Here is a 20,047-nt window from a genome sequence, read left to right as displayed (position 1 = left end):
CCACGCCGACATACATCGCCCTTCTTTGGCGACTGAGGTGGGTGGCGGGCCTGGGCCCAGGCAAGTATGCGGATACGGTTTGGGCCGAGCGCGGGACACGATCCGATCGTGTTGCGCCCCCGACCGGCGGTCTCCGGTGCGGGGGCGTCCGGTCCGGCCGCGTCGATCTGGGAGATGAACGTGGCAGAACCTTCCGCCGACACTACCCCCGCCCGGCTGACGATCCCTCGTCAGTCGCCTGAGCGTCTCTACCTGCCGGTTGTCGCTGAGTACGACGCTGAGCAGTCCTATAGCGACTGGGGCGCTTCCCTTCGCGTGCCGGCTTCGTTCCGGCCCGCTCAGGTTCCGCGCGTCTTCGTTGTCGCCAACCAGAAGGGCGGGGCGGGCAAGACCACCACCGCTCTGGAGTTGGCGGCCGCGTGGGTGGCCATGGGTTACCGGGTGCGCGTTTGGGATGCCGACCCGCAGAAGGCGGCGCTGACTGCTGTGACGGAGCCGCTGTGGCCGGTGGGTGTCGAGGAGAGGGATCGCAAGACGCTGGCGACGCTGTTCCTCGCCCGAGGCACGACGCTGGCCGACGTCACCTACGAGACCCGGTTCGAGGGCTTGACGATCGTGCCGTCCCTGAGCGACCTGGGCACGGTGGAGAAGCACGAGATCATGGGCGGCCAGACGCTCATCAAGCGCGCCATCGAAGCTGATCGCAGGGAGCGTCCGAACGAGGTTCCCGATATCGAGCTGATCGATTCCGGGCCGACGCTGGGCCTGCTGACCATGGCGGCTCTCGGCGCAGCCGATGACGTCGTCGTTCCGGTCGTGGCCGGCGGCCTGGACTACATCGGCATGGAGGACCTGGACACGACGCTGACGACCGCGCGGGAGGCGCTCAACCCTGATTTCCGGGTTGCTGCTGTCGTGCTCACCGAGTGGCACCGCTCCGGCGTTCAGAAGGAGGTCGGTCAGGCCATGGCCGCCGACTACCCCGATTCCGTCGTCGCCCCGGTACGTCGCTCACCGAAGGTCCGGGAGTCGCCGTTCGAGTTGGTACCGACGCGGATGTACGCACCGAAGGACAAGGCCGTAGCCGACTTCGCACAGCTGGCTTCCCTGCTCATCACCCGGGCGGCGTGACCATGGGGTTCAAGATCAAGGATGGCGCGACGACCCGGGGGAAGGGGGCTCCGGCCAAGGTTGATGCGCCTCCTGTCACCTCCGGCGCGAACGCTCCCGAGGTGCCCGCACAGACCACGGCCACCTATGCCGAGGAGCTGGCTCGGGGCGGTGGCGTCGTCTCGCCGTTCACTCCGACCGTGCTGCGCGCTGAGGACTTCGAGGGTGTCAGCGACGAGGAGAAGCTGGCTCGGCTGCGCAACGCACTGGCGGAGTCCCGGGCGACAGCCGAGGGTCTCGATGCCCGGGTGAAGATGCGCGCCGTAATAGAGGCCGGGACAATCCTCCGCCTGATGCGCGACTTCCAGGTGCATCTGCTCGCCGGTCACGAGACCTTTGAGTCGTTCGTCGTGGACGATCTTGGGTTCAAGGACAGGCGCCGGGTGTACGACCTGATCGAGGACGCGGGCAATCTGGTCGCCGTGCTCCCACTCACGACCGCGAGCCGACGGGCTATTCCGGCCTCGCAGGCCGCGATCCTGGCTCCGGTGATGCAGCTGGACGACGGGGAGAAGCGGGCGCAGGGCGCCCTCGATGCTGCGCGGGCCTCCCACCCGGAGGGCCGGGTGACAGCGGCCAAGCTGCGCCAGGCCGTGGCCCGTCTCGTCGTGCTCGCGCCTGCCGGCTCGGGCGCTGCCGGAGCTGAGGGGCGTCGTCCGCCCGTAGATCCGCAGCGAGCGGCGGTGGACGATGCGTTCGACCGGCTTGTCAGCCAGGCTGAGGACATGCTCACCACCCTGGACCGTCTCAAGGCGGCCGGGGTTCCGCCGGCCGATCCGGCGCGGGTCGAGGTGGCGGTCAACAAGCTCAAGGCGGCCGGGAAGCGGATCGCGCGTACGGCTGCTGTTCCCGAGGAGATCGTGGACGCTGAGATCGTCGGCTGACGTGTGCGAAATGCGTGTCGGAAATTCCGCACACCAGGCACCGCAAGGGATATAGCCACCTGAGTGCTGTTCAGAGAGGTTTCTGGAGCCGTACGGAAACACAAAAAGGCCCGTACCCCGCCACAGCTTTCGCGGCAGGGTACGGGCCTTCAAGGTGAGCGTCACGGCGCCTGAGCGGTCATCCGATCCCGTCCGCGACGGCGGTGTTCAGGAGTGCGACGACGTCGGTGTCGTGCGGGTCGGTGAACAGCTGGTGGTCGCTGACGCAGAGCGGTCCGAACCTCATGTCAGCGGGGTGACGGGGACGTCGATGGCCTCGGTGGCGGGGGTGTTCGTCATGGTGGGTGCGTCTCCGGTTTCCGGGATGAGGGGGAGCAGGGAGGTGAGGGTGTCGGGGTCGGTGGGTAGCCCGAGGACGTCCAGTAGCAGGCCGAGGTCGTCCTTGTCGTGGGAGCTGCGGGCGGTGACCCGGGCCGCGGCGGCGAGCTGCTGCGCGGAGGTGGGGCCCAGGGGAAGGGACTCGGCCTCAAGGGCTTCGGACCAGTCGGTGAACACCGTTCAGGCCGCCTTGCCGGTGAGGGCGAGTTCCAGCACGCGCCGGTTGGCTGCGGCCTGCTGAGGGGTGATCGGCTGCTTCCACGGGTTGTAGGGCTCGGGGCGGGTGGGCACGAGTTCCAGCTCCAGCCGGGCCAGGGCCTGGTCCCGGACGGTCGGCGGTGCGGTGCGCGCGGTGCGCTGCTGCTCGCGCCGTCGGCGGTCCTGCTCGGCGACCACACCGGGCCAGTCGTCACCGAGCCGGGCCACGAGCTGCTTGCGCAGCCGCTTGCGTTCGCGCTTCGTGGTCGCCGCCCAGACCCCGGTCTGGGTGAGGTCGGGGTTGGCGAGCGCCCACTTGAGGCACTCGGCGGCGACGGGGCAGCCGGAGCATGCCTTCTTGGCCTGGGCGGTGGCCTTCTCCCGGGCGCGCGGGTCGTCCGTGGTGCTGACGTCCTCGATCGCGAACAGGGCCGGATCGGCGCGGCAGGCCAGGGGCTGGTCGGAGTCAGGGAAGGGGAGCCGGGGGTCGGCCGAGACCAAGGTCGCGGTGCCGGGACGGGAGCCGGGCATGAGGAACCTCCTCAAGGGAGCGAACGAGAGACAGGGTGTGGTGCGGGGGCGGGACGGCGCGGTCAGGCGTGGTCGTCGCCGCGGCGGCGTCCGGCCTGCGCGTCGGAGGCGAACCGGCCGAGACGGGCCTCGACCGGGTTCGCCGCGATCCACGCTTCGGCGCAGCTCTTGTGGACCGGCTCACCGGCGTGGGAGCGCATCGGGGTAGGCCGGTCGCACAGGGCGCAGGGGCGGTCCTGCCACCGGTCGAAGTGGCTGCCGTCGCGCCAGTCGAGGAGGCCGCCGGGGGTTGGGATCAGACCCGGCTCCGCCGACGCCTTCTTGGTGCGAGTACGGGTCACGGGCGGAAGCTGGGCAGCTGCTGGAACACCTGGCCCAGCAGGTCGCCGGTCGGCTTCCACGGCCCGAGCTGTCCGCGTACGGGGACGGGCAGAGGGAGCTCCTGGACGTCGGCGAGCTCCAGGTGCCAGGCGCCCGGGTGCGCCCACGGGGAGCAGAGCGGTGCACCGTCGGGGTCCTGGTGGCGGTCGGTGATCCGGGCGATGCCGACCACCGCGCCGGTGGCCAGCTGGCGGTCGCCGATCGTGCGGGCGACCAGCGGGAGGCGCAGGGCGGGGCGGTCGGTCTGCTGGCCCGCGTGCAGGAGCACCCAGGTACGCCAGGACCAGTGCTGCGGGCGGTTCTCGATGGTCTTCGCGCCGGTCAGGATCGCGGTCGTCCAGGGCTGCTTGATGCTGATGCCGCGGATCCAGTCGCCTTCGGGCAGGGGTGCGATGCTCATGCGGCTCGCCCCCACACCGCTGTCCCCGGGCGGCCGGCCCGGCGTCCGTTGATGGAGGGCATCGCGGCCTGCTCAGCCGTCGCGAGGACCGCCCGGCCGGTGTGCTTCCCGGTGTAGAGAGCAGTGTCGGCCGCCCTCTGCAACGCGGCTAGGTCGCGGGTGCCCAGCGTGTCCGGGGTCGCGGCGCCGACCGACGCGGCGACGTCGATGGTGCGTCCGTCGTCCAGGACGACCGGGGTGTGCAGCATCCGGACCAGCTGCTGCAGGCGCTGTTCGCGGCGGTCGGCGGCGAGCTCCAGGACCACGGCGAACTCATCGCCTCCGAGGCGGCCGGTCGCTGCGCGCGGGCCTGCCCAGGCGGTGAGGCGGGCTCCGATCGCGGCGAGGACAGTGTCGCCCGCCGCGTGTCCGAGGCCGTCGTTGATCTGCTTGAACCTGTCGGCGTCGACCATGATCACGGCCGTGTCGTCGCCGTGGCGGGTCAGGAGCCGGCGGGCGCGGTTGGCGTAGGAGTCGCGGCGCAGGAGCCCTGTGAGCGGGTCCAGCTTCGTGACAGCGAGCCTCTTGTGCAGGGCGACGGCGTGGACGGCCCAGCCGGTGAGCGGCACGGCTGCGGCGGTGATCAGGAGGGCGTGCGGGCCGATCCGGCCCGGTAAACGCTTGGCGGAGTTCATACTGGGGTTTCCCTCTCGTCTCGTGCACGGGTGGGATCAGCTCGGGACCGCCGTTGCGTCGGCGGTCCCGAGCGTTTTGTTGTGGTGGTGTGCGGCTGGTCTTGGGGCTGTCAGCGGCCGGTGCGAGTGCGGGTCTCGGTGACGATGGCCTGCCCGTCGGGGTGGTCTCGCACGGTGGAGCTCAGGGCGCGCCACCAGACGTTGGCGTACCTTTGGCGCTCCTCCCGGTCCCGCAGTCTTTTGGTGAGCAGGTCGAGGCGGGCGGTGAGGGTGTCGCACAGGCACTGCGCGTCGGGGTCCTGAATCCGGGCCATGCAGCCCGGCGCGAGGCAGAGCGCCCCGTCGTGGTCGGTGAACCAGTAGCAGCCGAGCGGCGGGGTGTCGGGGGTGGCGACGGGGTTGTCGCTCGTTCCGGTGCCGGTCATCGGGCGGGTCAGGGGGTTCATGGTCCCTTCCGTGGAGGGGTGGGCGGCTGCGGCCGCGGTTTCGTCGTGCCCGCGGCCGCGTGGGGTGGTGCTCAGGTCATGTGGCGGTACTCGGCGGCCATCTCGTCCAGGTCGCCCAGCAGGCGTGCAGCGCGGGCGACGAACACCTGCTGGTCCAGCTGTGTGCCGCCGTCCAGCTGCGCGTCGAGCGCCTGGTCGAGGAGCCCGGCGGCGGTGCACAGGGCGTCGGCTCCCGGGATGCCGGCCCGGTCGAGGCGCTCTTCGGCTTCGCGGAGCTGGTCGATGAGGTCGGCCCCGGTCGTGGCGAGCGGCTCCCCGGTGAGGGAGGCGAGGTTCGTGGCGTGCCGGGCGATCAGCTCAGTGATCGAGGCGGAAGGCCTGGTCGCCGTCTGGGCGAGTTGGTCGAGAGCGCGTTGCAGCAGAGGTCGGTGGGCGGTGTACAGGGTGCGTCCGGCGGCGGTGATCGCCGTTTCGAGGTGCTCGATGCTGCCGAACGGCCACCAGTTGGCGTCGAGGGCGTCGTCGGCGCCGACGGCGGTCACCGTGGCGTCGAGCTGGAAGAGCGCGCTGGTGGATGCCACCCAGGCGTGGTCTGTGTTGCGCCAGTCGTCGACGAGGTCGCGGCCGAGGATCACCGGGGTGCGGTCGCGGAGGTCGACGCCCGTCTCCTCACGAAGCTCCCGGACGAGCGTGTCCGGGGCGGTCTCGCCGGGATCGACCATCCCGCCGGGAATCGCCTCAACGCCGATGTCGGACCGGGTGATCAGCAGCACCCTGCGCTGCCGGCCGGTGCCCGCGACGACGATCGGGTCAGCTGCGGGGTTCTCGCCCCACTTGCCGAGGTTGCGGCCGGTGCGGCCGGTGCGCCCGTGGGGGTTCAGCGGCCGGCCCTGCCCGTCGAGCTGGTAGGGGACGAGGGCGTCGGCCTGGCGGCGGTCCCAGTCCGGGACGTCGGTCGGGGTGGGGGCGGTCTCGGCCCAGTCGGGGACGTGGTGGGCCAGAGCTGCGGGGAGCAGTTCGGGGGGTGTGATGTCGGTGGGCGTGTACTGCGGCCAGTCCATCGACCACGAGCGTGGTCCGGTGAGGTTGGTCTCGGTCATGCTGTGTCTCTCCGTCAGTCGTCGGGTGGGTGGCGGGTCTCGTTCAGCAGCGGCGGCAGCCGGCGCCGTGGGCGATGCGGCACAGCTCGGCCACGGTGAATCCCGCGAGGGTGCCGGTGTGGGTCACCTCGGATTCGTTCACGCGCCCGCGTCCGCTGTTGTCGGGGACGTCGATTTCCCACCCGGTGGTGACGTAGCGCCCGCGTCCGACACGTTTGATCTGTCCGACCGTCTTGATCCGGGCACGCTTCGCCGCTTTTGCTTCCCGGCGGGTCTGCGCACGCGCGGTCGCCTCCCGGCTGGCCGTCTCGTACACGGCCTGCTGGTCGGCCGCTGCTTGTGTGGCTGACGCGGCCGCTTGGGCGGCGCGGTAGCGCTCCTCTTCCGTGGTGACGCGGTCGATCTTGCGGGAGAAAAGGCCCATTACGGCTCCTGGTTGCTTCCGATGTTGGTGATATCCGGGGCGTCCGGCGGAGTCGCTCGTTGCCGGATGCTGGTGTCGATCGGGCTGTGGGGGTCGGTGGTCATGCGCGGTATGCGGGCTGGGCGGGCTCCGGCGCGGAGCTCACGGATGATCGAGCGGGGCCCCTTGGTGGCGCAGTACGCGTCGTCGGTGTACGGGAGGAGCGCTGCCCGGCGTTGTCGGTGATCAGGGCGGCGGCTTCGTGGAGCGGGCAGGAGGCGTCACCGTCGCGGTCGGGCTCGATCTGCTCCGCCCGCCGGGCGGCGGCGGTGACCACCTGTGCGAGGGCGGGGAAGAGGCCGCCGGGGTGGTCGATGTCTTCCTGGAGCTCGCGCAGGATCGCGGCGAGCTCGGGGGCGTCGACGTCGTCGGCGTTCAGTTCGTCCTCGATCTGCTGGAGGGCGAGCTGGGCGATGCCGACGGAGGCGCGCACCCGGTCCAGGCGGGTGCGGGTGCGGCCGGTCACCGGCTGGTGGCCTTGGTGGTGGCGACCACGGTGGCGACGGTCTCCCAGCCGTGGTGCCAGGCGGAGTCGAGGTGGAAGGCGCCGTTCATGCCGAAGTCGGCGAGCTTGTAGAAGTTGCTCTTGCCAGTCTTGGTGGCGAGCTTCTCCAGCAGGCCCTTGCCCGGGACGCATCGGTCCGCGGCGTAGTGGGTCGTGAAGGAGATGGCGAGCGCGGCCGCGGCGGCGGCCGGGTGGACCTTGATGCCGAGCGCGCGGGCGCCGGCCCCGGCGACGATCGCCTGCGTGGCCGTATAGGTCAGGCAGTGCGTCAGGCATGCCTTACGGCCGTCGGCCGTGCCGTGGGTCGTCTTCTCCTCGGTGGCCGGGTTGACGTAGGTGACCGGGTGGTCGTCGGAGGCGCCCTTCACCCGGGCGCAGAAGTCGTCCTGGATCCAAAAATCTCCAACGGCGCTGGCGGCGCGGGTCAGTCCGAGCAGGGCGGCGAAGGTGGCGGGGCGATGCGTCATGCTGGAGTTCTCCTGATCTCGATTTGGGTGATGGGAGCGGGACGACCGGCCTCTTTGCCGATGCTGCGGTCGACCCCGTGCGCCTTCGTCCCGGCCTGTGTGGCCGGGGCGGAGGTCGTTCAGAACGGCGGTTCGTCCGGCCAGGCCGGAACGGGCAGGAGCCGGACGCGGAGCACGCGCCGGTCCGCCCAGCAGCCGCACGCCTCCATCTCCGGGAACGGGCCGCCGGTCCACCAGCCGCCGTCGCCCCGGCAGTCGGGGCAGGAGCGGCGGGGCTGGGGCGTCAGCTCGATGCGGTGCCGGTCGACGTGCAGCCGCCGGTGCCCGACCTTGAGCGCGAGGGCGACGGCCCCGGCTCCGGCCGCGGCGGCCGGAAAGACGGCGAGCAGCAGGGCGGCCCGCAGACGGCGGCCGGTCACGTCAGCGGGATCGCGCGGCAGGTGGTGGCGTGGGTGCTGGCCGCCTCCCGGATCCGCCAGAGCCAGTCGGCCGTCAGGCAGTCGGAGCTGTCCTTGCAGCCGCGGCACGTCCAGCGGTTGTCCTGGGCGTGCTCGCCGCCACCGGTGACGTCGACGGCGGCACCGGCGAGGTTGATGTAGCGGATCTGGAGGTTCCTCGGGCGCTCGGGCTCGGTGAAGGCGGAGACGCGCAGGGCGGCGGTGCTCATGGACGGTGGTCCTCTCGGATCAGGCGGCCAGCAGGTGCTTGGCCGGGGGAGCGATGTAGGAGGTGGGGTCGGCGGGCGTGCCGTCGAAGCACTCCAGGCAGGACCCCAAGGTCCGCAAGGGAAGGCAGTGGAAATAGCGCCGGCCACAGGGGCCGGGACACGTCTGGCGAGCAGCCATCGCCTTGTCGAGCGCCGCTTCCTTCCCGAGGGTCATCGCGAACTTCGGTTTCGCCAGGTCGATCCGGTACAGCCACGCGAAGCGCTTGCCGCCACGGCACTCGATCCGGGCGACGGGCTCCTGACCTCCGGGGCGAAGTCCCATCTCGCGCAGCTGGCGGCGGGTCGCGAGGTTCGCGCGCACAGGTCCTCCTTTCAGCAGTACGACCGATCCGCTGTTGCGATACAAAGTAGCGATACAAGGAGGCGATAAGCAAGTCTGTATCGCTACTCTGTTGCGTATGGATGCTGAACAGGCTCTGGATCAGGCCACCCGGCAGTACAGAAAGACCGAGGAGGCCCACGAGGAAGCGCGGCAGGCTGCGATCGCAGCCGTCATCGCCGCGCTGCGCGGCGGGATGCGCCCCACGGACGTCACGGAGCGGTCCCCGTTCACGGCGGCATACGTACGGCGTATCGCCCGCGAGCACGGCATCGAGCCCGCGAAGCCAGGCCCCAAGAGCCGCAGATAGGGGAGGCGCGATGGTCGCGGTTCGTACGGCGGGCGGCCGGTCAGTGCAGCTGGGGCAGGATCCGAAAACGGACAGTGCCGGTGCGCTCGTCAAGCCGGGCGGACAGAAGGTCGCTCTGCTCGATCGCGAGCGCGGTCAGCTCCCTCTGGATCCACTCATTGGTGCGCTGGAGCTCCAGGCGGCCGGAGTCGAACTCCGCAAGGTCGACGTCGCGGTGCAGATCCCGGCGCGGCATGGCCATCACCCAGGAGCGCAGCAGGTCGCGGGCCGTGTTCTCCTCGGGGCGGGCCGGGATCTCGCGGGGCAGTGCTCGGCAGGTGCCCGCATGGCTGTTGGCGGCCTCGGCGGCCATTCCCAGCGGGTAGCGGATGTGGGAGGCGAGGTACTTGGTGCGGGTGCTGAGGTAGTGGCAGCCCAGGCACGCGACCAGGTAGTAGCTGGTGCCGTAGGGGTCCTGTCCGGTACTGGCGACCAGGACGACGGCGTGGGCCTGGTTGTAGTACCGCTCGGCGACGGGGAGGCCCTCGGGCTTCCACGTCTCGCCGATCTGCGGCCACGCCGTCGGCTCGGGGTCCTTCGCCGGTACGGCGGAGATGGCGGGCCTGCGGGTGAAGAGGTCGATGAGTGCCACGGCGTTGGGCTCCTTCGTGTTCGGGCGGGTGAGGGTGTGCGGGCAGTGCTGCGCCCCGCCGACGGACGGTCCGTCGGCGGGGCGTGAGGTGGGAGCGGGCGGCCTGCCCGGTCACCGGGACCAGCCGCCCTCGGGGGTGGGGGGCGGTGGTGCCGGTGGCCGGACGGGGTGGCCGGATCAGCTGGTGGACGCGAGGGCGGCGGTGCGGGCGCGGTGGACGTCGTAGCGGCGGGTGCGGGTGCCGCTGTGCGAGGTGCACAGAGCGCCGGGCGGGGAATCGCAGGCCGGGCAGGCTACGGCGAGCGCGCGGTTGGTCAGGGCAGGCGCCTGGTCCCGGGAGCCGGGGCCGTCCTGGATCTGGGCGGTGTTCAAGGGTCTGTCTCCTTCGGGTGGGATCAGGCGGCGAGCCGGTGGACCACCGGGGCCGTGGACGCCATGTAGGTGTCGGGGCTGGGTTCGTAGCCGCGGGCGCAGGGGTCGCAGCAGCCCTGGGTGCGCAGCGGGAGGCAGTAGTAGTACCGGCGGCCGCACTCCGGGCAGGTGGACCGCGCGGCCATCGCCCTGTCCAGCGCTTCTTCCTGCGCCAGCGTCGGCGTGCGCTTCGGCCGGGCGATCTTTACGTCGTAAAGCCAGCCCCGGGTGGGGTGGTTGCACGACTGGTCGGGCCGGTAGGCGCAGCCCTTGCAGCGCAGTACCGCGACCGGGCCGTGCCCGCCGGGGCTCAGTCCCAGCTCGCGTAACTGCCTCCGGGTGACCAGGCCCTCGGGGCAAGCGCGCCGGTCGAACTCCTCCAGCGTCGCGGTGCTGCGCGGCACGCGTTTGATCTCGCGGTGGCGCTTCTTCCGGGGGCGGGGCATCACCGGCTCCAGGCGCCGGGGAGCTGGTGGGGGCGGTGCGGGTAGCGGGGGCCGGGGCGCTGCGGGCGGGGCCGGCCGATACGGCGGCGCGGACGGGGGATGAGCACGAGTGGTCTCCTCCAGCGGGTTGAGGGACGACACCGTGCCCCGCTGAGGTCGGTGCGTCGGCGGGGCGCGGGGTGCGGCGGCCGGGCGGCCTGTACGGCTCTCGCCCGCGAAGGGCAGGCGAGAGCCAGGCAGGGCGACGGGTCAGCGCTTCTGGAGCGGGTGCACGTTGTCCGGTACCTCGGGGGCCGGCGGGGCGGCCGGGGCGGGGACGTGGATCTCAGGGCGGATCTCGATGTTGGGGACCGCGTTGTGGATGAACAGCGACGGGCGCAGGGTCAGCCCGCGCAGCGCGAAGGCGGAGGCGGCGGTCCAGGCGAGGACGGCGAGGCCGGTGGCGATGGTGCGGCCGTCGGCCGGTGCGGCGCTGTAGACCATGGCGATGCTGCACGCGCCGAAGGCCGTCCAGGTGATGCGGGCGCCGCTGCTGCGGAAGAACCCGCCGACCAGGCCGAAGAGTCCGACGGCCTGCCAGACGGTGTAGACGGTGGAGGCGCTGATCGGCAGTGAGGCGGAGTGGGCCGCGATGTACGAGCGGATCGGCTGGTCGACCACGGCGAAAACACCGGTGGAGGTGTCGGTGCCGACCGTCACGTGCGGGACGGCGGTGAGCAGGGTGCGGATCGAGTCGGCCAGGACGTCGGTCGCGGTGTCCAGCAGGATGATGACCGCGCAGATCCCGGCGAGGCCGATGGCCGCCTTCACCCAGTTCGCCATGGAGTGCCAGCCGAGCTCCGGGGCCTGGCGCAGGTCCTCCCAGCGGTCGTGCAGGAACCCGCCGTCGTCCCAGGCGTCGTCCCACCACTCGCGCAGCGCCGCCAGCCGCGGCTCCTTCTCCTCGAGGGACGGCGCGGGCGGCGGCGGGAAGTTGAGGTCCTGGCCGTTGGCGGCCGGGTGCTCCTGGCGCTGGCCGGGGATGTTCGGGGTGCGGTCGTCGTGGTCAGCCACAGTCGGCTTCTCCTTCGAGGCGGTGACGCTGCGTACGGAATCGGAATGGCTCTGTTGCCGGGCCTGGTGGTACGACAGGCTGGGGCGAGGCCAGGGAGCAGCAGGGGGCGCGATGGCAGTGGATTTCGAGTCGGCGGTCGCGCTGGGCTGAGCTGGGACACCGTCCTCACGGGTGGAGCTCCCGCGGGATCTGAGTGAGCTCGTAGGGCCCGGTGCCGGTGGCAAAGCGGGCGGTCGGAGCCGTGGTCAGAGGGCGGAGGCGGCGAGAAGGAGGGCGAAGGCGGCGGACCCGCCGATCAGGAGGGCGGCGCCGGCGCTGGCCCACCAGTAGTGGCCCATCGCCTTCTCGTCGCGGAGGTCGCTGAGGCCATCGGCGATGCGGGCGTGGAGAACGGCCAGTGGGGGCAGGGCGGCGTACCAGCGGCCCAGGCGGTCTATCTGGCCGGCGAGTTCGTCGTCGGGGAAGTGGCCTCCGTGGACGGCCTGGCGGTGGGCGTCGCCTTCGGCCGTCAGGTCGTCGGGCTGGTGGACGATGGGGCTGGTGGTGCGACAGATGGTGCAGCGGTAGCGGTAGCGGCGCACGGTGGTCGGTCTCCCGAGAGGGTGGTGTTTCGGGGCAGGGAACGGCGACGCCCCGCCCGGAAGGTTCCGGGCGGGGCGCGATGCCGAGCGGGGTGTGGGTGTCTCCGCGTTCTGGGCGGAGGGCGGTCAGGTGTTGATCTGCCTGCGGACGTCTTCGACACGGCGGAGGATCTCGTGGGCCATGTCGGTGATCGTCTGGAGCTGCCTGTCGATGTCGGCCGGGTCCGAGCCGGTGAACGAGAACGAGCGCCCGTCGTCGCTGCCCGGCTGCGGGCTCGTGAACGAGAACGACCGGTCGTCACGGTCCGGTTCGGGGTTGGTGAACGAGAACGACACAGGCAGCTCCAGCCGGGTCAGATGTTCATGTGGTGGGCGCGCCGGATGGCGGCCTCCCACACGCTACGCACCTGTGCTCCGCTGTGGGAGTCGTTCCAGGACGGGATCGTCTCCCACTTCTTGCCGTGCTGGCGACGGGCCTCGTCCAGGAGCAAGTTCCCGGCGTCGCAGTAGGCGGCGTTGCGGGCGCCGGCTGCGGCGCGCAGGGCGCCGATGGAGCAGCGGGCGCCCTCGGGGTGGACGAGGCTGTGCCTGGCCCAGCCGTGGGTGTCGAGGAAGGTGAGGGCGTCGGTGAGGGTCTTCTCGACCGGGCCGGTCAGGCGCACCGGCGGTGCGACGGGCGGGTTGAGGGGAACCTTCGCGGGAGCCGCGGGGGTCGCCCGTGTCGTGAGGGTGGCGGGTTCCGGGGCGGGGTCGAGGAGCTGGAATGCCTTCGCGTACAGGTCGGAGTCGATGGGGCTGAAGTCGGTCTCGGTATGGGTGTTCATGCTGCCCTCCACAGGCCGTTCTCGTTGATGACCTCGTCCCGCTTCTTCAGCTCGGACAGGCGCGGCTTGATGCGCTTGGCCGGGATCTCCAGCTTTCGGGCGATGGTCTCGGCGGTCATCGAAATGGACTGCTCCCGCAGGAGTTCGAGGATGCGGGGCTTGATCAGCTCCTGTCCGTCAGGGGCCCCCACGGTGGCGGGGGCACCGGGCCTGCTGCTTCCGGCGATCATCTGAAGGCCGCCGGGGTTGTGGTGGGGTGCCTCCTGCGAGGAGGCGGCGCCCTCGGCTGCGGTGAGGAGGTCGGCGAGGCTGCCGATCAGGTTCTTGCCGCGCTTGTCGACCATCGGCGTCTGGGCGATCGCGTCGCGCTCGCGCCAGGCGTCGCAGTCCTCGATCCCGACCGGCCGCTCGCCTCCGGCGAGGGAGACGGGCGGCACGTCCAGGTGCAGGGAGCGGAACTGCACGGCCTGCGAGCCGGGGGTGAGGAGGTAGCCCAGGCCGAACGTTCCGTCCTCGGGAGCAGCGGCGACCTCGGTGGCCAGACCGGACATGTCCCGGTCGGCGACCTTGGCGTACTGGCCAGGCCACTGCGAGGGGATCATCGACAGGTCGAGGCCCTCCGCGCCCTCCACCGCGTTCGCCCCGACCAGCGATCCCTGACCACGCGCGCAGCGCAGGAACACCGCACCACCGCCGATGAGGAGCTGGGAGCGGATGACCGTGGAGTTGCCGAGGTCTTCGGCCAGCGGGGTCTGGGTGGCCAGGACCACGCCGATGCCCCGCTTGAGGGAGCGACGGGTCAGCTGCTCCACGATCGCCTTCGCCTCCAGGTGATAGGGCGAGGAGGCCGACAACAGCATGTGCGCCTCGTCGATGACGACCAGGACCAGCGGGTCGGTGAAGGGGAAGGCCGGGCTGCGGTAGCGGGCCTCGCGGTCGAGCATCATCGCGTAGGCCAGGCGCAGCGCGCCCATCGCCTCGTCCAGGCCGTCCCCGAGGTACGCGGCCAGCGAGGCGCCGGCAATGGTCCCGGCCTGCGGAGAGGCGAGGACCACCGCGACACCGGAGCGGTGCGCGGAGAGCAGGATCTGCTCCAACAAACCAGATTTACCCGACCGCGATCCGCCCACCAGGTAGAGGTGACGGGCGCCGGAGCCGGGCTGCGCCAGCGGCAGGAGCGCGGCCCGGCCGTCGACGTAGGTGCCGGCGCGGACGTAGCCGCGCGAGTCCATCGACAGTTCGTCCAGGACCGAGGAGAGCATCGTGCCGTGCATCAGCGCGTGCTCCCGCATCACCCGGATCCCCATCTGCGACGGCTTGCCGCCCGGGGCCAGGGCGATCTGGATCGTCTCCAGGTCGAGGTTGCCCGCGAGGTCCTGGAGGTTGACGGTCCCGATCGCCCGACGGTCGCGGGTGGCGATCCCTTCCCAGTCCAGCGGCCCGTCGTAGCGAATGAGGGTCAGGGTGGTGCCGGGCATCGCTCCTTCCGGCACGCCCACGTACGCCGCCCACATCTCCTCGGGAGTCGTGGGGGCACCCGCCTCGATCTGCGGCTGCACGGCCGGCACCTTCAGGTGCACGGTGACCGGCAAGGCGTTGGGCGCGTAGTGCTTGGGGTCGCCCAGCTCGATCTGGGAGACGGGGATCTGGTAGACGGAGGCGATGTCGGCGGCCTTCACCCGCACCTGCTGCCCCTGGGGCAGGGTGATGATCCCGGTGAACGCCACATGGTCGCTGTCGATCTCCAGGGCGAGGTGCTCCAGGTTGGCCCCGGCCTGGATGAGGGTACGGCCCTCGGTCTGGGTGGGGCCTGAAATGTATTCGCGCCACCAGGCGGTGATGAGCTGGGCCTGCGACGTCTGCCCGGTGTCCGCTCCCGCGCCCGTGGCCAATGTCGCGGGCGTGAGCGCGGCGGCGGGGATGTGGCCGGCGAGGTTGCGGTGGTGGGCCAGGGCGGCCGCTCCGGCCGGGAACGCGAGTCCAAGGGCGATCAGTGGGGTTCCGCCTGTGGCAAGGACCTCGTGCGCGGCGATGCCGCAGCCGGTGGTCGTGAGCCCGCACGCGATCAGAGACCGCAGAGCTGGAGCGGAGGTGTTGACGGCCCACGCCCCGGCTCCGGCCGCCGCGGCGGCGAGGGCGGACCAGGGGCCGGCCACGAGTGGCACCACCGCGAGAGCGGCGGGCGCGTACTGGATGAACTGTGCTCGGGTCGGCCCCATGATCCTCTGTGCTCCTTAACTCTGGGTGTAGAAGGCCGCTTCGGCCATGTCGACGGGGGAGGTGTCCACGGCGTCGGCGATCCCTCCGTGGTCGCTCTCGGTGGTCGTCTTCGCGTCATCGGCGGCCGCGGAGGCGCTGTCGGCGGAGGAGGTGTAGGCGCCGGCCGCGTCCTTGACGCCGGTCATGGTCAGCGCGGCGTCGGCGAACTCGGAGGTCGTGGCGTCGTCGACGGCCAGCGCCTTCATGGTTTCGGAGGCGTCCAGCATCTGCTCGGCGGCGTCGTCGATGTCGGAGGCGAGGGTGGTGACGGTCTGGGCGTGGGCGTTGACCTTGTGGGTGAGCCAGGCCAGCTTGGTGCGCAGGGCCGCGTAGTTCGCGGCGTCCTTCAGGGTCTCGGTGACGGTCATGTGGGGCCTCCCTATCGGGCGTTGTAGAAGTCGCGTTCGGCGGGCTTGGTCAGGGGGGAGTCGGCGACGGCCCTAAAGATCGGCCCGTGGCGGAGCTCCGCGTTCGCGGACGCGGTGCGGCACGCTTCCTCGCCGCCCTGGATCTTGTCGTGGACGTCCTTGGCGGCAGCGGCCTGGAGGTCGAGCTGCTCCTTGAGCACCTCGCACTTGCCGATGAGGTTCGCGCCGACGCCCTTCGCGGTGATCTCAGCGATGAGCGTGTCGCAGTCCGTGGCCAGTTCCGTGGACTCGTCCATGAGTTCCAGGGCGGTGTCGGTGCTGGCCTGGCACAGGGTGGCCGATCCCTCGGCGAGGTCGATGACCTGAGTGAGGGTCATGACCTCACCACCGCTGTAGGTGCGGGACTTCCCCGCGGCGGTCGTGACGTGAGTGCCCTTCTCGTCGACGGTCGCGGAGTGCGGAACAGGCGGATTGGGCTGCAACTTGGGGTCCTTCCGGATGTGTTCAGGCAGCGGGACGGTGCGGGGCGGTGGGACAGTGCCCACCGGGGGAACTGCCGACCCCGGCACTCCCGTCGGCGGTGGGGTCGAGGGAGCCGTCGGCGGAGGTGTTGACGGAGGAGCCGTCGGGGGCGGAGGAGCCGTCGGCGGTGTGGTCGGGGTCGTCGGCGGCGGGGTCGGCGGAGCCGTCGTCGGAGGCGGGGGAGCCGTCGGAGGAGCCGTCGGGGGTGTGCTCGGCTTGGGCGGTACGGTGGCCGCGGAAGGCCCTGAAGCGGGCCCGGCGGAAGTGGAAACGGAAGGCTTTCCGCTCGGCTTTTTGAGGTAGGCCGAACGCCATCCGTCGCGTAGACCACCGGCCATATGGGCGCCCGCGAGCAGCCCGTAATGGGTTTTCGCTGCGACGTTGTACGGCGTGTTTCTGAACGCATCCGGCGCTCGGGCCGGATTCCATTTCTCTTTTGTTTTAGCGGGGGGTTTTTTGATTCCCGCCTGTTCGTATTTCTCGTTTGTTTTCTCCACGCCGAACAGGTAGCTGATGGCGAGGAGTACCAGGAGCTCCATGGCCCTCCCTTCTGTGACTCTGTGTGGTTGCGGTCGGTTACCGGTTACCGGTTACAGCCCCCAGAGACCCGCCGAACCCCCCGCTGGAGGGTCCGAACCCTGGTCTTGTGGGCCTGTAACCGGTAACCGGTAACCGGGATTGCTCACTCAGTGCGACGAGCCGATGTTGTCCACGGTCGTGTTCGCCGTGCTGAACACCGACTCCAGCGTGGTGCGGATCTCCTCACTGAACGGCGTGTACGGCAGGAAGATCCCGGAGACGATCAGCATGATGCAGACCGCCATCTGCTTTCCCTTCGTCTTCTTGAAGGTGAAAAAAAGGGCCCAGCAGAACAGGCCGAGAGCGAAGAACTGAAGTGTCATGTCATGCACCCTTCTCGAAGGTAAATCCCTTGTCGTTCACGGGAGTGATAGCACCCGAACCAGAAGAGGATCCGGAGGGCGCGGAAAGCTTCTTGTAGGCGATGAATCCGCCGCCTCCGACGAGCGCCACCCACAGCCATGGACTGGAGGTGATGCCGCCGCCGGCACCGTCACCGGAGGACTTCTGGGCACTGGGGGCCGTGCCGCTGAAGACCGGGGCGTCGCACTCGGGAATCCTCGCGATGTCGTACGAGGCGGCCTTGGCGACCGCCGCCGAGCGGGCCTTCATGCACTCGCGGTAGACGGTCATCTCCCGCTCGTACGTGACCTTGGCGGCGGCCTCCTCGGTCTGCGCCCGCTGCTTGTCGGCCTCCGCTTCGACCAGGGCGTTCGCGGCGCTCTCCTGGGCGCGCGCACGCTCCTGGGCGGCCTGCTCGTTCTGCATGCTGGTGACGGTGATGACCGTGCCGCACACGGCGACGACGGCGAGCGTGCCGCACACGGCGAGCGCCGCGGTGTTGCGGCGCATCCCGTCGACCGCAACGGACAGACGCGAGGTCTCGGTCTTCTCCGGCTTGTCCGGAGTCGGGGGCGTCGGGGGGTTCGGGGGGTTCATGAGGTTGAACTCCTTGTCCCAGTCGATTCCGGACATGGGCGGCTGACTCCTTTTCGATGCGGGAAGGGGGTTCTGACCAGGTGAAACGTGCTGTACTGGCCGGGTGACTGCTTCCGGCAGTCGCAACGAGGGCCAGCCCGATTCACGCGGGCTGGCCCTCATTGGTGTGTGCCGGATGTCTGAGAACTCGCTGGTCAGCGCCGCTTACGCGGCAGCAGCCGGGGGTGGCACCACCAGCAGCCCGATCCGTGGTCGTACAGGCTGCGGGAGTGGGCCAGCAGGAACGGTGTGGCCAGGATCGTGATGAGAGCGATCAGGCAGAGAATCATGCCGATCGCGTAGGCCAGGTTGCTCATGTCGAGCTCCTCTCGGTTCGGTGAATGCGGGTCACTACTGCGGGCGGCAGCCCAGGTTCGAGCAGTGCGATCTCACGAGACGTTCGTGAAGCGGGTCCGTGCGATCTCAAGGCGACGGCCGGCGGTGGCGCGTGAGACACCGAGGACGTTCTTGGCTTCGTCGACCGAGACGGTCTCCGCGCCCTGGCGCCGGTACATGAGACTGAGCAGCGAGGTGACCTGCCCCTCGATCTCAGCGTCCCGGGCAAGGGCGGGGCGGCCGGTCTCAGCGGAGCGCAGCGGGACCGGTGCAGCACCGTCGCCCCGGGTGGCCGTCTCACGGCCTGACCTGCGCGTCTCACTCGGGTGAGACGCGGTCTCAATCGAGCTCACTGAGCCGTTCGTCTCGGTGTGGCCCGTCTCAAGTGCCCGGGGGGTCTCACCCGAGTCCGTCTCGGCAGCACGCGCCGGGGCGATACGGGGGTGGGGAACCGTCTCGCCGGGGCTGCTGAGATCGGCGGTCCGGGTGTGCTCGGTCTCATCGAGGGGTGCGGGGCGGTTCGTCTCATCCGGCCCGGCGCCGTTGTTGGTGCCGGTCTCACCGGAGTCCGTCTCATCGGACTCCTTAGTGATCTGGTGGATGCGCCACATCACCCAGGGGGCGATGGCGGCCACGCTGACGATGAGCCACCACAGCGGGGCGCCCTTCTTGTCGACGCCGACCAGCCCGGCTGCCGCGAGGTGGTAGATCGCGTTCGCGGCGACCATGAGGATCAGCGCACCGGCAACGTCGCGGTGCCGGCGGAAGGCCTGCACGACGTAGACGTCGATCGCCAGGGGCAGCGCCCAGGCGACCTCTGCGGGCCAGCCGCTCAGCTTGGCCAGGGCGAACTCGCCGGAGGCGGTGAGGACGATCGTCGCGCCCAGGGCCACGCGCGGCCCCCAGGTGTTGACGAAGTTCTGCCGCTTCTCCTGCTTCTCGATGAGCGCCTGAGCCGCGGTGACCTCCGCCCGGGTGGCCTCCAGCTCCGCCCGTGCCCTTTGCTGCTCCGTGCGGGCGCGGGTGCGAACCTGCTCGGCTTCCTGCTTGGCGACGGTGACCAGGCGGCCTGCCTCCAGCTCCGCCGCGGCGATCCGCTCGGAGGCCGCGGTGTCCGCGCTGGAGATGGCACCGGCCGCCTTGGCCTCCGCGAGGGAACGAACCTTGAGGACGTCCTCTTCGGCACGGGCCTGGGCAGCCTCGAGGACCTGCTGCGCCTCGCCGCGCCGGTCGTCGGCGTCCTGCTCGGCTTCGCGCAGCACGTCGGCGGCCTGCCCGCGGGCGTGGTCCAGGAGCCGGGCCGCGTCCTCCTCCGCCGTCGCGACGTCCTCGCGGGCCCGGGTGCGCAGCTGCTCGGAGTCCTTCTCCGCCTGCTGGCGCATCTCGGCCGCCGCCTCACGGCGAGCACAGGCGTCTTCCTCGGCTGCGGCCACCAGGTCGGCGGCCCGCTGCTTGGCCTCCTGGACCAGGTGGCCGGCGTGCGCGGCGGTGGCGTCCGCTTCGGCCTGGAGCCGGTCCTTGTCCTGCTCTGCCTCGGTACGTACCTGCTGCGCGCGGGTACGAGCGGCCTCCACGATCCGGGCGGCCTCGGCTTCGGCCTCGGCCTGGAGCTTCTCCGCGGCCTGGCGGCGGCGGGCGAGGGTCTGCTCGGCCGCCGAAAGGTCACCGTCGGCGATCGTGCGGGCGCGCTGCACGGTCTCTTCGGCCGCCGTGATCTGCTCCTCGGTGAGCTGGCGCATCCGCGCCGCCTGGTCCTTGGCGACGTCCAGGATGCTGTCCGCTTCCGCCTGCGCCTTCTGCGCGGTGCTGTCGGCCTCCGCGCTCTGCCGGCGGGCCTGGGCGAGCAGGGTGTCGGCCTCGGTGCGCGCGGCGGCGAGCAGCTGGTCGGCTTCCGCGCGGGCGGCCGTCACGATCGTCTCGGTGTCGACCGCCGGGGCCGGGGCGGGCTCGGTGACCACGGGCGTGTTCACGGCCTCGCTCTGGTCGGACGTCGTGGCCGTCTTGGTGGTGGTGGCCCTGGTCGTCGTCTTCTTCGCGGGAGCCTTGCGGGCGGGTGCGCGTCGGGTGCTCACAGGCGAGGTCCTTTCTGATGTGCGCCTGCCGGG

31 protein-coding genes are annotated in these 20,047 nt (G+C 70.9%); 3 read left to right on the top strand and 28 right to left on the bottom strand.

The window, feature by feature from the left end; all coding sequences use genetic code 11:
- Nucleotides 1-108 precede the first annotated feature (108 nt).
- Together ACZ4LX_RS31890 and ACZ4LX_RS31885 are read left to right on the top strand one after the other, a co-directional pair.
- Nucleotides 109-1,131 carry a ParA family protein gene (locus tag ACZ4LX_RS31890; protein WP_467721330.1) on the top strand — a complete coding sequence of 341 codons (1,023 nt, stop codon included), beginning with the start codon at nt 109-111 and terminating at the stop codon, nt 1,129-1,131.
- Between the two features lie 101 nt (nt 1,132-1,232).
- Nucleotides 1,233-2,054, top strand: coding sequence for a hypothetical protein (locus tag ACZ4LX_RS31885; RefSeq protein ID WP_467650278.1), 822 nt, complete (start codon nt 1,233-1,235; stop codon nt 2,052-2,054).
- Nucleotides 2,055-2,336: 282 nt separating this feature from the next.
- Here ACZ4LX_RS31885 and ACZ4LX_RS31880 read toward each other — a convergent pair whose 3' ends face one another.
- The 13 genes from ACZ4LX_RS31880 to ACZ4LX_RS31820 form a co-directional block, all read right to left on the bottom strand.
- Entirely contained in the window at nt 2,337-2,609 is a 273-nt protein-coding gene (locus ACZ4LX_RS31880; RefSeq protein WP_467650279.1) for a hypothetical protein, read from the bottom strand.
- Nucleotides 2,610-2,612: 3 nt separating this feature from the next.
- Nucleotides 2,613-3,161, bottom strand: coding sequence for a WhiB family transcriptional regulator (locus ACZ4LX_RS31875; RefSeq protein WP_467650280.1), 549 nt, complete (start codon nt 3,159-3,161; stop codon nt 2,613-2,615).
- Nucleotides 3,162-3,223: 62 nt separating this feature from the next.
- Nucleotides 3,224-3,502, bottom strand: a complete 279-nt coding sequence (locus tag ACZ4LX_RS31870; protein ID WP_467650282.1) for a hypothetical protein — start codon at nt 3,500-3,502, stop codon at nt 3,224-3,226.
- Entirely contained in the window at nt 3,499-3,942 is a 444-nt protein-coding gene (locus ACZ4LX_RS31865; protein WP_467650283.1) for an ASCH domain-containing protein, read from the bottom strand. The genes ACZ4LX_RS31870 and ACZ4LX_RS31865 overlap by 4 nt, the downstream gene beginning before the upstream one ends.
- Complete coding sequence (locus ACZ4LX_RS31860) at nt 3,939-4,616, bottom strand: GGDEF domain-containing protein (protein ID WP_467650284.1); 678 nt, start codon at nt 4,614-4,616, stop codon at nt 3,939-3,941. Before ACZ4LX_RS31860 ends, ACZ4LX_RS31865 begins: the two co-directional genes overlap by 4 nt.
- A gap of 110 nt (nt 4,617-4,726) precedes the next feature.
- The gene (locus tag ACZ4LX_RS31855; RefSeq protein ID WP_467650285.1) at nt 4,727-5,062 is read right to left on the bottom strand and encodes a hypothetical protein; all 336 of its coding nucleotides are present in this window, start codon (nt 5,060-5,062) and stop codon (nt 4,727-4,729) included.
- A 71-nt stretch (nt 5,063-5,133) separates the two neighbouring features.
- Complete coding sequence (locus ACZ4LX_RS31850; protein ID WP_467650286.1) at nt 5,134-6,162, bottom strand: NUDIX domain-containing protein; 1,029 nt, start codon at nt 6,160-6,162, stop codon at nt 5,134-5,136.
- 43 nt (nt 6,163-6,205) lie between these two features.
- Entirely contained in the window at nt 6,206-6,586 is a 381-nt protein-coding gene (locus tag ACZ4LX_RS31845; RefSeq protein WP_467650287.1) for a hypothetical protein, read from the bottom strand.
- Between the two features lie 100 nt (nt 6,587-6,686).
- Nucleotides 6,687-7,091 carry a hypothetical protein gene (locus ACZ4LX_RS31840; protein WP_467650288.1) on the bottom strand — a complete coding sequence of 135 codons (405 nt, stop codon included), beginning with the start codon at nt 7,089-7,091 and terminating at the stop codon, nt 6,687-6,689.
- Nucleotides 7,088-7,597, bottom strand: coding sequence for a hypothetical protein (locus ACZ4LX_RS31835; RefSeq protein WP_467650289.1), 510 nt, complete (start codon nt 7,595-7,597; stop codon nt 7,088-7,090). Before ACZ4LX_RS31835 ends, ACZ4LX_RS31840 begins: the two co-directional genes overlap by 4 nt.
- Before the next feature lie 119 nt (nt 7,598-7,716).
- On the bottom strand, nt 7,717-8,016 hold the full coding sequence (locus ACZ4LX_RS31830) for a hypothetical protein (RefSeq protein ID WP_467650290.1): 300 nt from the start codon (nt 8,014-8,016) through the stop codon (nt 7,717-7,719).
- The gene (locus tag ACZ4LX_RS31825; protein ID WP_467650291.1) at nt 8,013-8,264 is read right to left on the bottom strand and encodes a hypothetical protein; all 252 of its coding nucleotides are present in this window, start codon (nt 8,262-8,264) and stop codon (nt 8,013-8,015) included. Before ACZ4LX_RS31825 ends, ACZ4LX_RS31830 begins: the two co-directional genes overlap by 4 nt.
- A 19-nt stretch (nt 8,265-8,283) precedes the next feature.
- Nucleotides 8,284-8,625, bottom strand: coding sequence for an RRQRL motif-containing zinc-binding protein (locus ACZ4LX_RS31820; RefSeq protein ID WP_467650292.1), 342 nt, complete (start codon nt 8,623-8,625; stop codon nt 8,284-8,286).
- A gap of 97 nt (nt 8,626-8,722) precedes the next feature.
- Here ACZ4LX_RS31820 and ACZ4LX_RS31815 point away from each other — a divergent pair, with 97 nt between their 5' ends.
- Nucleotides 8,723-8,953, top strand: a complete 231-nt coding sequence (locus ACZ4LX_RS31815; protein WP_467650293.1) for a hypothetical protein — start codon at nt 8,723-8,725, stop codon at nt 8,951-8,953.
- Between the two features lie 40 nt (nt 8,954-8,993).
- Here ACZ4LX_RS31815 and ACZ4LX_RS31810 read toward each other — a convergent pair whose 3' ends face one another.
- The 15 genes from ACZ4LX_RS31810 to ACZ4LX_RS31740 form a co-directional block, all read right to left on the bottom strand.
- A complete protein-coding gene (locus ACZ4LX_RS31810) occupies nt 8,994-9,584 on the bottom strand; it encodes a hypothetical protein (protein ID WP_467650294.1) in 591 nt (196 codons plus the stop codon).
- 177 nt (nt 9,585-9,761) lie between these two features.
- Nucleotides 9,762-9,956, bottom strand: a complete 195-nt coding sequence (locus tag ACZ4LX_RS31805; RefSeq protein ID WP_467650295.1) for a zinc finger domain-containing protein — start codon at nt 9,954-9,956, stop codon at nt 9,762-9,764.
- A 23-nt stretch (nt 9,957-9,979) separates the two neighbouring features.
- Nucleotides 9,980-10,441, bottom strand: a complete 462-nt coding sequence (locus ACZ4LX_RS31800) for an RRQRL motif-containing zinc-binding protein (RefSeq protein WP_467650296.1) — start codon at nt 10,439-10,441, stop codon at nt 9,980-9,982.
- Nucleotides 10,442-10,690: 249 nt separating this feature from the next.
- Nucleotides 10,691-11,494, bottom strand: coding sequence for a hypothetical protein (locus ACZ4LX_RS31795; RefSeq protein WP_467650297.1), 804 nt, complete (start codon nt 11,492-11,494; stop codon nt 10,691-10,693).
- A 246-nt stretch (nt 11,495-11,740) separates the two neighbouring features.
- Nucleotides 11,741-12,076 carry a hypothetical protein gene (locus ACZ4LX_RS31790; RefSeq protein WP_467650298.1) on the bottom strand — a complete coding sequence of 112 codons (336 nt, stop codon included), beginning with the start codon at nt 12,074-12,076 and terminating at the stop codon, nt 11,741-11,743.
- Nucleotides 12,077-12,202: 126 nt separating this feature from the next.
- Nucleotides 12,203-12,412 carry a hypothetical protein gene (locus ACZ4LX_RS31785; protein WP_467650299.1) on the bottom strand — a complete coding sequence of 70 codons (210 nt, stop codon included), beginning with the start codon at nt 12,410-12,412 and terminating at the stop codon, nt 12,203-12,205.
- A 17-nt stretch (nt 12,413-12,429) separates the two neighbouring features.
- Nucleotides 12,430-12,900, bottom strand: a complete 471-nt coding sequence (locus ACZ4LX_RS31780) for a DUF6197 family protein (RefSeq protein WP_467650300.1) — start codon at nt 12,898-12,900, stop codon at nt 12,430-12,432.
- The gene (locus tag ACZ4LX_RS31775) at nt 12,897-15,119 is read right to left on the bottom strand and encodes an AAA family ATPase (protein ID WP_467650301.1); all 2,223 of its coding nucleotides are present in this window, start codon (nt 15,117-15,119) and stop codon (nt 12,897-12,899) included. The genes ACZ4LX_RS31780 and ACZ4LX_RS31775 overlap by 4 nt, the downstream gene beginning before the upstream one ends.
- 15 nt (nt 15,120-15,134) lie before the next feature.
- Complete coding sequence (locus tag ACZ4LX_RS31770) at nt 15,135-15,527, bottom strand: hypothetical protein (protein ID WP_467650302.1); 393 nt, start codon at nt 15,525-15,527, stop codon at nt 15,135-15,137.
- 11 nt (nt 15,528-15,538) lie between these two features.
- Nucleotides 15,539-16,009 carry a hypothetical protein gene (locus tag ACZ4LX_RS31765; protein ID WP_467650303.1) on the bottom strand — a complete coding sequence of 157 codons (471 nt, stop codon included), beginning with the start codon at nt 16,007-16,009 and terminating at the stop codon, nt 15,539-15,541.
- Between the two features lie 22 nt (nt 16,010-16,031).
- Entirely contained in the window at nt 16,032-16,364 is a 333-nt protein-coding gene (locus tag ACZ4LX_RS31760; protein WP_467650305.1) for a hypothetical protein, read from the bottom strand.
- Between the two features lie 371 nt (nt 16,365-16,735).
- Complete coding sequence (locus tag ACZ4LX_RS31755; RefSeq protein ID WP_467650307.1) at nt 16,736-16,951, bottom strand: hypothetical protein; 216 nt, start codon at nt 16,949-16,951, stop codon at nt 16,736-16,738.
- A 1-nt stretch (nt 16,952) separates the two neighbouring features.
- Complete coding sequence (locus ACZ4LX_RS31750) at nt 16,953-17,603, bottom strand: hypothetical protein (protein WP_467650308.1); 651 nt, start codon at nt 17,601-17,603, stop codon at nt 16,953-16,955.
- A gap of 158 nt (nt 17,604-17,761) precedes the next feature.
- The gene (locus ACZ4LX_RS31745) at nt 17,762-17,923 is read right to left on the bottom strand and encodes a hypothetical protein (RefSeq protein WP_467650309.1); all 162 of its coding nucleotides are present in this window, start codon (nt 17,921-17,923) and stop codon (nt 17,762-17,764) included.
- Nucleotides 17,924-17,995: 72 nt separating this feature from the next.
- The gene (locus tag ACZ4LX_RS31740; RefSeq protein ID WP_467650310.1) at nt 17,996-20,014 is read right to left on the bottom strand and encodes a coiled-coil domain-containing protein; all 2,019 of its coding nucleotides are present in this window, start codon (nt 20,012-20,014) and stop codon (nt 17,996-17,998) included.
- Nucleotides 20,015-20,047: the final 33 nt, after the last annotated feature.

This window comes from Streptomyces sp. NPDC026062 (genome assembly GCF_055568375.1).
This window is presented reverse-complemented; position numbering and strand designations above follow the sequence as displayed.